Origin of the sequence: Blautia sp. MB18-30, assembly GCF_023669475.1 — a bacterium.
GTDB lineage: Bacteria > Bacillota > Clostridia > Lachnospirales > Lachnospiraceae > Blautia_A > Blautia_A fusiformis.
The window spans coordinates 18528-31328 of sequence record NZ_JAMOYY010000031.1; the positions used below are offsets into that span (position 1 = coordinate 18528).

The following is a 12801-nucleotide window of genomic DNA, read 5'->3' on the forward strand; positions in this document are numbered from 1 at the left end:
ATGCCCCTTTACAGTTTTTTCTGCTTTACCGGCTGGGCCCATTTGCGCAGGTTTCTGTCGCGGATGATCTTTTCCAGGCCGTATGCTGCAGAAGTTTCATACAGATCAGAAAGATTAAAGGCAAATCCGGTATAGCTAGCCAGATAGTTATCTATATAAGGAAGCCGTGTGCTGCCGCCGGTCAGATAAATGCCCTCTTTTGCGATATGATAAGCGATCTGTGGCGGGGTACGTTCCAGAAAAGATTTCATTTCTGCTGCGATCTGGTTCACACAGTTGGCGATCCCTTCATTGACAACGTAGGCAGAAATAACTTCTTCTCGTGGAAGTCCGGAAATACTGTCGATCCCGACTACTTTTCGGGCTTCTTTTTTCTGATCATTCAGTCTTCCCATAACTACTTTCAGACGTTTTGCAGTTCGTGTTCCAATCTGAAGATTATAATGTTTTCGGATTTCGCTGCAGATAGATTCGTTCATCTGTCTGCCTCCGATGGGGATCTTACGGCTGATGATGATCTTGCCGTCGGTTATGATGGAAAACTCTGTACTCTGTGCACCGATGTTTACGATCATGCTGCCCTGATTCTTTTCAGGGTCGATTCCCATGGCAATGGCATCTGCAATAGGGGACTCCACCATAAAAACACGGTTTTTCCGCAGCCAGTGACCATTGACCAGATGATAGTATGCCCTCTTTTCGATAGCAGTCATATCAAGTGGTACGGAGAAATACATGTCTGCTCCGAGACCGGATGTATGATCGATTTTTTTTATCATGCTGTAAAGGACGATCTCTTGCAATTCCAGATTTGCCAGCATACCGAAAGCCATAGGAGAATTTACGGAAATATCTGCAGGTGATTTTTCAAACATTTCATAAGCTTCGTTCCCTATGGCAAGGATCCGGCGTCCTCTGTAGGCTACCATGTTCTTTTCTATGTAACTTTTGTTTCTGAAAAATGAATAGACTTTTACAGAGCTGCTTCCAAGGTCTACTCCGTAATTATTTCTAAAAAGCATAAATCTGTCCCTTCACTTAAGTATATTCATCAAAAATCCCTTTTTCGCGGAAACTGACATACCTGTGATCACCGATGATGATATGATCCAGAAGATGGATGCCGAGGAGTTCACCACAATGATAGATCCGTTCCGTAACATCCAGATCAGCCTGGCTGGGGGAGGGATCGCCTCCTGGATGATTGTGGACCAGGATCAGGTTCACCGCCCGATACTTTACAGCTTCTACAAAGACTTCTCTTGGTGTGATCAGTGTGGCATTGACTGTACCGCGGCTTAAAAGCTGTTCCCCCGACAAATGGTTATGTCCGTCCAGCATCATGCAGTAAAGCAATTCCTGCTCTTCATGCCGGAGCCGCTCCATATAATATTTCGCAATGGTTACCGGATGGTGAAAAGATAATTCCGGTTTTGCAGCTGCGGTTGCCATACGCTTGGAAAGTTCCCCGATACATTTCAGCTGTATGGCTTTTACCTTACCGATCCCATGGATCTTCATCAGTTCTTGCATGGAAATATGAAACAGTCCAAGCAGGCCACTGTATCCGGTCTGTTTCGATAAATTCAGGATTTTATCTGCCAGAGTCAGGGAACTGGATCCCTGTACGCCACAGCGCAGGATCACGGCAAGAAGCTCTCGATCGCTTAAGGACTGTTCTCCTTCCCGCAGACATTTTTCATACGGACGCTGATAATCTGGCATTTCCATTATAGTATCTTTCATATGATTTCCCTTTTCGCTCTCGAAGAAGGGGATGCAAAATTGCAGAAGTTATTTTAGCATAAAAAAGCAGGGATGTACACTCTATCCCGGAAATTTCCACTTTTTTCACATTTTGTTTACAGGCAGGGCATAAACAGAAGCGACTGCTTCTGCCACCTTGATCCCGTCCATCGCTGCGGATGTAATGCCTCCGGCGTAACCGGCGCCCTCTCCGCAGGGGTAGATTCCTTCTATATTGGAAGTGAGCTTTTTCGGTTCCCGAACGATCCGTACAGGAGAAGAGGTACGGCTTTCTACTCCTTCCAGCAATGCATCCGGTCGGTCAAAACCGGAAAGCTTTTTTCCAAAAGCATGGATTCCTGCTTCAATGGAATCGCCGATCTCTTTTGGGAAAATACTGCGGACATCGGTAAGTGTATAAGCTCCTTTGATACAGGGGATCACATCTCCAAGCCTGGTACTTTTCTGATGGGTACAGTAATCTTTGAAAAGCTGTACCGGAATTTTTCCTTTTCCGGCTTCCCAGGCAGCGCGCTCCAGTTTTCGCTGCAGAGCGATTCCGCCGAGAACTCCCTCTTCAGGAAAATCAGAAGGGTTTACCGTAACGATGATAGCACTGTTGGCATTATGGCTGTCACGTGCCTGATAGCTCATACCATTCACTGCAAGCATACCTTCTTCAGAAGATGCATTTACAACATATCCGCCGGGACACATACAGAAAGAATAAACGCCACGTCCGTTTTCCAGTGTATGGGTAACCTTGTAGCTGGATGCACCCAGACGGTCGTTTTCCGGTTCCCCGTAAAGATCCTGGTTGATCATGGTCTGCGGATGTTCCACACGTACCCCCACTGCAAAAGATTTCGGCTCCATGTTAATATTGTGTTTTTCCAGCATGGCAAACGTATCTCTGGCGCTGTGGCCGGGAGCAAGAATGCAGATTTCTGCCGGTATTTCCTCTTTTGCATTGACAATGACTGCAGTAAGCTTCCGGTCACGGATCATCAGATCAGTTACTGTGGAACGAAAACGGAATTCCCCGCCCATTTCTTCAATCTGATGACGCATAAACTGAACGATACCTACAAGCTGATCTGTGCCAAGATGAGGCTTTTGCTGGTAAAGGATCTCAGAGGGAGCTCCTGCCTCCACAAATCGGGAAAGAACTTCCCTTCCTCTTCCAAAAGTATCTTTTACCAGAGTATTCAGCTTTCCATCGGAAAAAGTCCCTGCACCGCCCTCTCCGAACTGTACATTGGAATCCGGATCCAAGATGCCGTTTTTCCAGAAATTTTCCACGGTTTTCTGGCGTTTGTCTGCTTCTTCTCCCCGTTCCAGTACCAGTGGACAGTACCCGGCTTTGGCCAGGTACCAGGCACAGAATAATCCTGCAGGTCCGCTTCCGATCACTATAGGACGATGGGACAGAGCTTCAGAGCCAGATGAGGAGAAATGATATTTTTTCTCAGAGGTTAACATAATATTTTTATCGTGAACCTTTTTGAGAACACGGGATTCGTTATCCAGTTTAATATCTACAGTGTAGACAAATTTTTTGTCCTCTTTGTGCCGGGCATCCAGAGATTGTTTTCGGATCTCATAGGTGAACGGCTGATTTCCAAGACGAAGCATTTTTGCTATTTTTCGGTGAAGCTGCTCTTCTGTATGAGTGATGGGAAGCTTCAACTGTGTGATCCGGATCATTGTTATTCCTCCTTTGCTGCCCAGATACCGGCGGTAGCTCCACTTGACCATGCCCACTGCAGGTTGTATCCACCGCAGGTGCCGTCAATATCAAGGAGTTCTCCGGCAAAATAAAGGCCTTTATGAAGTCTGGATTCCATGGTTTTACTTTGAACTTCAGAAGTATCCACGCCGCCGGAACAAACCTGTGCCTGTTCAAAAGAAAGGCTGTCTTTTACCGGAAGGCGAAAATCATTGATCCCATGGATCAGATTCTTCTGTGCACATAAGACACGGATCAGTTTTTCCGGAAAAAGTCCGATGAGAAGTTCTTTTTCTGTTTTATAAGGGCAGGCTGTTTTTCTCTGTTCCAGGTATTCTTCCAGTTCTTTCTGGTTCAGTTCCGGAAAAAAATTTATGGAAAGCTCTGCGTTTTTGTTTTCGTGAACCGCTCGGATGGCGTAGCGGGAAATCTGAAATACCGGGATCCCGGATACACCGTAATCGGTAAGCTGCAGTTCTCCCTGCTGGGAGACTGTCGGTGTGCCGTCTATATAAAGTGTTATCTTCCCTTCTGTCCGTACACCACTCCAGCCGGAAAAAGAATTTCCCTTACATTTCAGAGCTGTCAAAGCTGGAAGGGGTTCGATCAGATGATGTCCGAGACTTTTTGCAATTTCATATCCGCTTTCGCAGGAACCTGCAACGGAAGACGCACGGGAACCATTTGCAAGGATCACGGCATCACCACTGTAGGTCCATCCGTCCGTATGGATCTTCCACTGTCCGTCTGCAAAAGACACGCCGGTAACGGTCTGATTGGTTTTCAGCTTTACCTTCAGGCTGCGTGCCTTCATGACAAGAACATCTACCACACTCTGTGCCTGGTTGCTTCGGGGATAGATCCATCCGCTGCGGTCTGTGATACAGATTCCCAGTTCCTGAAAGAATTTCAGAGTTTTTTCCACAGGAAACTGTGCCAGGGCATCTTTGGCAAATTCAGGATGAGATCCCCGGTAAGCGTTTTCATCCTGATTTAGGTTCGTCATATTACAACGGCCGTTTCCCGTAGCACAGATTTTTCTGCCGGGACGGTCATTTTGTTCCAGAACCGTAACTGCAGCTCCGTATACAGCAGCCTGAATAGCTGCCATAAGACCGGAAGCACCGGCTCCTATGACAAAGATCTGTTTTTTTAAGTCCGGTCCTTCGGATTTTTTCATAAGCTCACAAGTTCCTTATCAACCATATACTGAAGAGATTTCAGGATTCCCAGCTTTGCATGCTCCCAGGTGAGACCACCCTGGAAATAAACTGCATAAGGCGGTTTCATAGGACCATCGGCAGAAAGCTCGATGGAAGAACCCTGGATGAAAGCACCTGCTGCCATGATCACCTGGCTGTCATATCCCGGCATATCCCACGGCTCTGGTGTTACAAAGCTGTCTACCGGTGCAGCAGCCTGGATACCCTGGCAGAATGCTACAAGACCTTCCGGTGTTCCGAGAGTGACCGCCTGGATGATATCCTGACGTGGCTCTGTGCTGTTGGGAACTACCGGGAAACCAAGCTTTTCGTAAATGTTCGCTGCAAAAACAGCGCCCTTTAAAGCTCCTTTGGTGATCATCGGTGCAAGGAAAAATCCCTGATACAGAGAACGGTTTACACCAAGAGTTGCACCGACTTCCATACCCAGTCCCGGGCAGGTCATACGGTAGGAGGCATTTTCCACACAGTCTTTTCTTCCTGCGATATAACCACCGATAGGAGCAAGGCCGCCACCTGGATTTTTGATCAGGGAGCCGACCATGATATCTGCACCTACATCACTGGGCTCGATGGTATCTACGAATTCTCCGTAGCAGTTATCTACCATGCAGATCACATCCGGCTTGATCTTTTTTACAAAAGAGATCAGCTCACCGATCTGTTTTACGGAGAAAGAAGGACGGGTCTGATAGCCTTTGGAACGCTGGATGGTTACCAGCTTTGTTTTTTCATTGACTGCTTTTCTGATGTTTTCATAATCAAAGGTACCATCCTCGAGAAGATCCACCTGACGATATTTTACGCCATATTCCGCAAGGGAACCATTGGACGGGCGGATACCGATCACTTCTTCCAGGGTATCGTAAGGCTTTCCTACAGGGGAAAGAAGCTCGTCACCGGGGCGCAGGTTTCCGAAGAGAGCAATGGCAAGTGCATGAGTTCCACAGGTGATCTGCGGGCGTACCAGGCAGGCTTCTGTGTGGAAGGTATCGGCATAAACCTGCTCCAGAGTTTCGCGGCCAAGGTCGTTGTAGCCATAACCGGAGGAAGCTCCGAAACATGCCTCACTGACACGGTTTTTCTGCATGGCATGGATAACCTTCATCTGGTTATACTCTGCAGTTTTATCAAATTTTTCAAAACGTTCTTTCAGGGAATCTTCTACAGTTTTACCGAAATCGTAAACTGCGGAAGAGATTCCAAGCTGTGCATATAATTCTTTCATGATCATTTTTCCTTTTTTATTTTATTTGGCAGGCAGGATCCCTTTTTCTCTGCATACAGAAAGCATGTAGGAAAGGATCCGGCTGTCATCGTAATCAAAGTTATCTTTATCTACCCAGGTTACCTCGCCTTCTCTTCGGAACCAGGTAAGCTGGCGTTTGGCGAAATGTCTGGTGTCACGTTTCAGGATGCGAACGGCTTCCTCGTAAGGGTATTCTCCGTCCATCCAGTCCAGGATTTCTTTATAGCCCAGTCCCTGCATCGAAACCATTCCTCTGTGGCAGCCCATTTCCCGGAGCTTTTTTACTTCTTCTACAAGCCCGTTTTTCAACATCTCATCCACTCTTGTGTCTATGCGTTCGTAGAGAAGGGGACGGGGTGCGTTCAGGACAAAGTATGCCAGGGCATAGGGGCTGGTATGTTCTTTCTGCTCTTCATTATGTTCGGAGATCCTGGTACCGTTCTGTTTATAAAATTCCAGGGCGCGTATCACTCGCTTGACATTGTTCTCATGGATGTCCTGGGCTGACTTGGGATCAACCTGTGCAAGCATATCATGAAGAAATGAAGGGCCTTTTTGTTCTGCCAGCTCTTCCAGCTCCCTGCGGTAATGGTCATCCTGGTTGGAACTGGTAAAATCAATATCTCTGGTTACGGCCTGAATATAAAATCCCGTGCCGCCTACCAGGATCGGGATCCGGCCTTTATCATAAATTTTTTCCATGGCTTCTTTTGCCATCTGCTGGAAAAGGACAATATTAAAATCTTCTGTGGGCTCCAACACATCCACCAGATGATGAGGGACGCCATCCATTTCTTCCGGTGTGATCTTGGCGGAACCAATATCCATATGGCGGTAAACCTGCATGGAATCTGCGGAGATGATCTCTCCGTTTACTGCTTTTGCAAGGGCAATGGAAAGTTTTGTTTTTCCCACGGCAGTAGGTCCGGTAAGGACGATAAGAGGTTTTTTCATAGATTTTCTCCGTTTATGATAGGTATCTTACACGATACGTTTAAATTTTTTTTCAATCTCTGTCTTACTCATGGCAATGATGGTTGGCCTTCCATGAGGACAGTTATAAGGATTTTCCAGTGTCAGAAGTTCATCGATCAGCTTGTCGGCTTCCTGGGGTGACATGGAATGATTGCCTTTTACAGCAGCTTTGCAGGCCATAGTTGCAAGCCTTGCGGTAAACAGTTCAAATGCATCTTTGGAGCCGTCTGCAGTGAGATGGTCCAGCATTTCCAGAAACAGCTCTTCTTCTGTCATTCCCAGAAGGCTGGAGGGAACCGCACTGATACTGTACTCCCTTCCGCCAAAGGGTTCGATCTCAAAGCCGAAATCCCGGAAATACTTTTTGTTTGCCTTCAGCAGATTCTCCTCCTCAAGGCTGAGTGAAACGATCAGTGGGGGACTTACATACTGGGACTGGATGTTCTGGGACTGAAACTGCTTTACGAATCGCTCATAATATACTTTTTCATGGGCAGCATGCTGGTCAATGATATAAAAATTATCCTCAAACTGTACCAGCCAGTAGGTATCAAACAGCTGTCCGATCAGTCTGTGGCGGCTTCTGGATTCAGGAGCAAGAAGCCGTTCTTCGAACAGTTCCAGCTGTTTTGGCGGTTCCTGTTCCTGCGATTTGATCGGCTCGTTGTCTACCTCAGGAGGTGCCGATTCAGCAGGCTTTTCAGAAATCACTTCATAATCTGCTGTTTCTGTAGCGGAATTTTCATTTCTTCCGTCTTTTAATGTTCCGGAAAACATTTCCTCTTCTTCTTTTGTGAAAGGCTGCGATTCATATACGGGATTTTCCCGCAGAGAATCCACACGTTTGTATTTATCTGCAGAAGAAGCTGAAGAATTGTGAGTTGTTTCAGCTGAACCATAGGAGGCGGTACCATTTGTTGGCTTATTATAAGGTATCGATGGAACCGGCGCTGTACTACGTACTTCAGAAGCTGTCGGTGCAGCATGGGAAGCTATATTTGCCGTCCGATTTGGGTGACCGTACATCTCCTGCCGCCGTTTTACTTCAAAAGGCTCCGGAATATTTCCTGGCTTTATCTGTTCTGTGCGGGATGTCGGTTCGTCTTTTCCAACAGATACCTGTGGGATCAGTTCTCTGTGGGTCAATACCTTGCGGACAGTTTCATAAATGGCCGTATAAACTTCGGTTTCTCTGGCAAAACGCACTTCTCTCTTTGCGGGATGCACATTAACATCCAGGTCATTGCCGTCCATTTCGATCCGAAGTGAGACAAACGGAAATTTATGCTGCATGACAAGTCCTTTATATCCGTCCTCAATGGCCTTGGTAATGATCTTGTTTTTTACATATCGGCCATTGATATAATAATTCTCAAAAGTACGGTTTCCTCTGGAAATCTCCGGTTTCCCCACAAAGCCCTCGATCTTCATGAAATCATTTTCGTAGGAAACATCCAGAAGCGCCTTGGCGATCTCCCGGCCGTAGACACTGTAGATCACATCTTTTACGCTGTAGTTTCCGGAACTGGAAAGCTTCACCTGACGGTTCTGGATATATTTAAAGGAGATTTCCGGATGGGAAAGCGCCAACTGCTCCATCAGAGTATTGATGTAACCGGCTTCTGTCATATCGGATTTCAGGAATTTGCTCCTTGCAGGTGTATTGTAAAAGAGGTTTCGGATCAGAAATGTTGTTCCCTCCGGTGCCCCCATTTCCTCCAGAGACTGTTCTTTTCCGCCTTCGATCACATAACGGGTACCACTGATCCCGGAAGGAGTCTTTGTGATCAGCTCCACCTGGGAGACGGCGGCAATACTGGAAAGTGCTTCACCACGGAAGCCAAGAGAGGCAATGTGGGTCAGGTCTTCTACTTTTTCAATTTTACTTGTGGCATGGCGGAGAAAAGCAAGCGGAACCTGCTCTGCATCCATTCCGGAGCCATTGTCCGTGATACGGATCAGCTTTTTTCCGCCGTCTGTGATCTCTACAGTAATAGCGGTAGCACCTGCGTCAATGGCATTTTCCACAAGCTCTTTTACAACAGAGGAGGGGCGCTCTACGACCTCTCCTGCTGCGATCTTATCAATGGTATTCTGGTCTAAAACTGCAATTTTTTTCAAGGGTCTCACCACCGGTTCTTAATTTTGTTCTGCAGGTTATAGAGAATGTTCAAAGCTTCCATTGGTGTCAGATTCCCGATCTCCAGGTTTTTGATCTCTTCAATGATATCATTGTCCTGTACCGTGTCAAACAGTGACATCTGTGCCATATCTAACTGATCATAGGTGATCTTCTGCTTTTTCTTTGGAGCAGTTAGATCTTTTACAGCTGCAGTGATATCTGCATCACTGAGCTCCTCTACCAGTTCCTTGGCACGCTGGATCACGGAATCCGGAACACCGGCAAGCTTGGCTACCTGGATACCATAGCTTTTATCTGCTCCGCCTTTTACGATCTTACGCAGGAATACGATATCGTCGCCTTTTTCCTTGACAGCGATACAGTAGTTGTTGACACCGGAAAGCTTGCCTTCCAGTTCGGTAAGCTCGTGATAATGGGTCGCAAATAAGGTCTTGGCGCCGCAGAGTTTGGTGTTGCTGATGTGTTCGATCACTGCCCAGGCAATGGAAAGGCCGTCAAAGGTACTAGTTCCACGTCCGATCTCATCCAGGATCAGAAGACTTCGGGAAGTGGCATTACGAAGAATGTTGGCAACCTCTGTCATCTCCACCATAAAGGTACTCTGTCCGCTTGCAAGGTCATCGGATGCTCCCACACGGGTGAAGATCCGGTCAACCACACCGATATTCGCACTGTCCGCAGGAACAAAGCTTCCGATCTGTGCCATCAGTACGATCAATGCTGTCTGGCGCATGTATGTGGATTTTCCGGCCATGTTCGGTCCTGTGATAATGGAGATACGTTTTTTGTGGTTGTCAAGATACGTATCATTTGGAATGAACATATCGTTTTCAATCATCTGTTCCACAACCGGGTGGCGGCCATTTCGGATATCAATGAGGCCGGTCTCATTGATCTTGGGCCGGACAAAGTTATTCCTCTGTGCAACCAGTGCAAGGGAAGCAAAAACATCCAGAGCAGCTACTGCCTTTGCAGTACGCTGGATACGGACAACCTCAGCTCCAACCTGATCACGGATATCTGAAAACAGTTCAAATTCTAATGCATAAAGCTTATCTTCTGCTCCAAGGATCAGATCCTCCAGATCCTTCAGCTCCTGGGTGATGTAACGCTCTGCGTTGGTAAGGGTCTGTTTGCGGATATAGTCCTCCGGCACGAGATCCTTGAAGGTGTTGGTAACTTCCAGGGAATAGCCGAATACACGGTTATATTTGATCTTCAGGCTCTTAATACCGGTACGTTCCCGCTCTCTTGCTTCCAATTCAGATAACCACTTCTTTCCATCTGTCCGGGAGCGGCGGAATTTATCCACATCTTCGTTATAACCTTCCCGAATGATACCGCCGTCCTTTTGGGCAAGGGGCGGATCATCAGCAATGGAATTACGGATCAGATCGGTAATGTCTGACAATGGATCCATGTCTTCGTTGATCTGCATAAGCAGCGGAGATTTAAATTCTGCAAGGATCTGCTTTATATAAGGCAGCATTTCCAGGGAAGAGGCAAAGGAAACCAGATCTCTTGGGTTGGCAGATTTATAGCTGATACGGCTTATCAGACGTTCCAGATCGTAGATCGGATTTAAGTATTCCCGGATCTCATCACGATCCATAGGTTTTGCGTTCAGTTCTTCCAGGGCACCAAGTCTCTTTTCGATTTCCTCTGCATCGATCAGAGGCTGCTCCACATAAGAACGAAGGGTTCTTGCACCCATGGCAGTTTTGGTTTTATCCAGAACCCAGAGAAGAGAACCTCTTTTCTGCTTTTCGCGCATGGTTTCCACAAGCTCCAGGTTACGACGGCTGGAGCTGTCGATGAGCATATATTTTTCAGCAGAGTAAGGGCGGATGCTTGCCATATGGGAAAGTGCTGTTTTCTGTGTTTCCTTCAGATACAGGAACAGTGCACCGGAAGCAATGATCCCGCTGTCATAATCTCCGATCCCGAGACCTTCCAGATTTCCGACGTGAAAATGCTCTTTCAGGGTTTTCTGGCACAGCTGGTCGTCAAAGTACCAGGGATCCAGAGCAAATACACAGATTCCAAGACGCCCCTTCAGATCCGCTACATCCACACCGCTTAAAAGAAAGGCGTCATTGCAGATGATCTCTGCAGGTGTAAATTTATTGATCTCATCCAGAAGCTTCTGAGGTTTATCCAGTTCTGTGAGAAAACAGTCACCGGTTGTGATATCTGCAATTGCACAGCCAAAATGCTCTCCAATGGAGACGATGGACATCAGATAATTGTTTTTGGACTCGTCCAGTGACATGGTATCCAGAGTAGTTCCCGGCGTGACAATGCGGACAACCTCTCGTTTAACAAGACCCTTGGCTTTTTTCGGATCTTCTACCTGTTCGCAGATGGCAACCTTATAGCCCTTTTCGATCAGCCGGTTGATATAAGTTTCCGCAGCATGAAAAGGAACGCCACACATGGGCGCTCTCTCTTCCAATCCGCAGTCTTTTCCTGTAAGTGTGATCTCCAGTTCCTTGGATGCAGTCAGCGCATCATCAAAGAACATTTCATAAAAATCGCCCAGACGGTAAAAAAGGATACAGTCGCTGTACTCTTCTTTGGTCTTTACGTATTCTTTCATCATCGGTGATAATGTACTGGTATCAGCCGGAAACCCAGTGTTTATGCGGGTTTCAGATGCCTTATATTTTTTTTTGACCCACTTTTGACCCATTTTTTTCTCTTCTTCAGTGTTTCTTGCTTTTTCCAAATATTTAAACCTCTTCCTAAATTGTCATTTTATCAGTAAAATTAGCTTTCTTTTCCATACTTTTCTTCATAATTTCTTATCGTGGTTGCTTTAAGATTCCGAACCTTATAAAGTTCCATCCATTTCTCATACCATTTTGAAACGGACATACTCGAATCAAAGCCTGGAATACCTGGGAGAACTTCCGCCAAATACATGTTTCTTTGCTTTTTCACCTGCTGAAGATTTGTTCCATAGATAGAAAAAGGCGGTTGCCAGATCCCTTAATTGTGATTCTGGCTTCTTACCGCCCATCTTTTCTTTGTCGGATTCCCTTACCTATTTCTTTTCCTCTTAGATTTTTTCCATAACATTACCATCCTTTTTCTAATAACAATAGATGATCATGCATGGCACTGGACTTAATTTTAACACAACCCCAAAAACCTTTCAAGACTGCCGATCTATCCATTTCTGAAATTTTTTCTTATCAATCAGGGTTCTTCGCCCAATTCGTACCATGAAGGTATTATTCTTCATAAGAATTCTCATGGTTTTCTCTGAAAGACCTGTGCGTTCACAGGCTTCCTTGACTGATATAAGAATCTTATCGTTATCTGCTGCTTGTATTTTTTATGTATCATATATATTACAGCCAATATCTGAAGGCAGATGATATTGGCTGTTCCTCTCTTCGATCAAACTATTCTTTTGTCATCTGATTTTAATTTCTATTTTTCCTTCCACTGGGCTATATAAATCCAGAGGATCTTCATCACTTTCATAAACACGTCCTTCGCCTTCTCCGTAAGTATCTTCTATTCCAGTTTCATATTTTTTATATGTTGTTTTGTTTTTTTCTTCTTTATTTACATATAATTCTAATGTCACCGTTTTAGCATCTGGAGAAATTCCTTTATATTTTGTATTATTTCTGCTTTCTTCAAACACAGTCTCTGTGCCTCCATAATTTGTCATTCTATAAAGCCCCTGATTTCCTTTATCGTCGGTTCCTATTAAATAATAATC

The 12801-nt window shown here is 45.8% G+C and carries 9 protein-coding genes and 1 pseudogene; all 10 read right to left on the minus strand.

All coding sequences use genetic code 11. The features are described from left to right. Nucleotides 1–8 precede the first annotated feature (8 nt). Nucleotides 9–1022 carry a rod shape-determining protein gene (locus NCY57_RS12925; RefSeq protein ID WP_021652032.1) on the minus strand — a complete coding sequence of 338 codons (1014 nt, stop codon included), beginning with the start codon at nt 1020–1022 and terminating at the stop codon, nt 9–11. Nucleotides 1023–1038: 16 nt separating this feature from the next. Further along, on the minus strand, nt 1039–1746 hold the full coding sequence (radC, locus tag NCY57_RS12930) for a RadC family protein (RefSeq protein WP_022427291.1): 708 nt from the start codon (nt 1744–1746) through the stop codon (nt 1039–1041). 105 nt (nt 1747–1851) lie between these two features. Then, nucleotides 1852–3453, minus strand: coding sequence for an NAD(P)/FAD-dependent oxidoreductase (locus tag NCY57_RS12935; RefSeq protein WP_118607985.1), 1602 nt, complete (start codon nt 3451–3453; stop codon nt 1852–1854). Between the two features lie 2 nt (nt 3454–3455). Then, the gene (locus NCY57_RS12940) at nt 3456–4655 is read right to left on the minus strand and encodes an NAD(P)/FAD-dependent oxidoreductase (protein WP_129974497.1); all 1200 of its coding nucleotides are present in this window, start codon (nt 4653–4655) and stop codon (nt 3456–3458) included. Then, on the minus strand, nt 4652–5926 hold the full coding sequence (locus tag NCY57_RS12945; RefSeq protein ID WP_044961809.1) for a methionine gamma-lyase family protein: 1275 nt from the start codon (nt 5924–5926) through the stop codon (nt 4652–4654). Before NCY57_RS12945 ends, NCY57_RS12940 begins: the two co-directional genes overlap by 4 nt. Nucleotides 5927–5947: 21 nt before the next feature. Further along, complete coding sequence (miaA, locus tag NCY57_RS12950; RefSeq protein WP_021652027.1) at nt 5948–6901, minus strand: tRNA (adenosine(37)-N6)-dimethylallyltransferase MiaA; 954 nt, start codon at nt 6899–6901, stop codon at nt 5948–5950. Nucleotides 6902–6928: 27 nt separating this feature from the next. After that, nucleotides 6929–9043 carry a DNA mismatch repair endonuclease MutL gene (gene mutL, locus NCY57_RS12955; protein ID WP_044961807.1) on the minus strand — a complete coding sequence of 705 codons (2115 nt, stop codon included), beginning with the start codon at nt 9041–9043 and terminating at the stop codon, nt 6929–6931. A gap of 5 nt (nt 9044–9048) precedes the next feature. Then, a complete protein-coding gene (gene mutS, locus NCY57_RS12960; protein ID WP_015525114.1) occupies nt 9049–11667 on the minus strand; it encodes a DNA mismatch repair protein MutS in 2619 nt (872 codons plus the stop codon). A gap of 555 nt (nt 11668–12222) precedes the next feature. Further along, a complete protein-coding gene (locus NCY57_RS17195) occupies nt 12223–12402 on the minus strand; it encodes a helix-turn-helix transcriptional regulator (RefSeq protein WP_110103134.1) in 180 nt (59 codons plus the stop codon). Between the two features lie 84 nt (nt 12403–12486). After that, a pseudogene (locus NCY57_RS12965) lies at nt 12487–12801 on the minus strand (DUF4179 domain-containing protein); the annotation flags it as partial.

What these genes read in the sequence shown, in the direction of transcription:
- mutS (WP_015525114.1), bottom strand. Translation starts at nt 11,667, where the DNA reads ATGATGAAAGAATACGTAAAGACCAAAGAAGAGTACAGCGACTGTATC.
- NCY57_RS12945 (WP_044961809.1), bottom strand. Translation starts at nt 5,926, where the DNA reads ATGAAAGAATTATATGCACAGCTTGGAATCTCTTCCGCAGTTTACGAT.
- miaA (WP_021652027.1), bottom strand. Translation starts at nt 6,901, where the DNA reads ATGAAAAAACCTCTTATCGTCCTTACCGGACCTACTGCCGTGGGAAAA.
- radC (WP_022427291.1), bottom strand. Translation starts at nt 1,746, where the DNA reads ATGAAAGATACTATAATGGAAATGCCAGATTATCAGCGTCCGTATGAA.
- NCY57_RS12940 (WP_129974497.1), bottom strand. Translation starts at nt 4,655, where the DNA reads ATGAAAAAATCCGAAGGACCGGACTTAAAAAAACAGATCTTTGTCATA.
- NCY57_RS12925 (WP_021652032.1), bottom strand. Translation starts at nt 1,022, where the DNA reads ATGCTTTTTAGAAATAATTACGGAGTAGACCTTGGAAGCAGCTCTGTA.
- NCY57_RS12935 (WP_118607985.1), bottom strand. Translation starts at nt 3,453, where the DNA reads ATGATCCGGATCACACAGTTGAAGCTTCCCATCACTCATACAGAAGAG.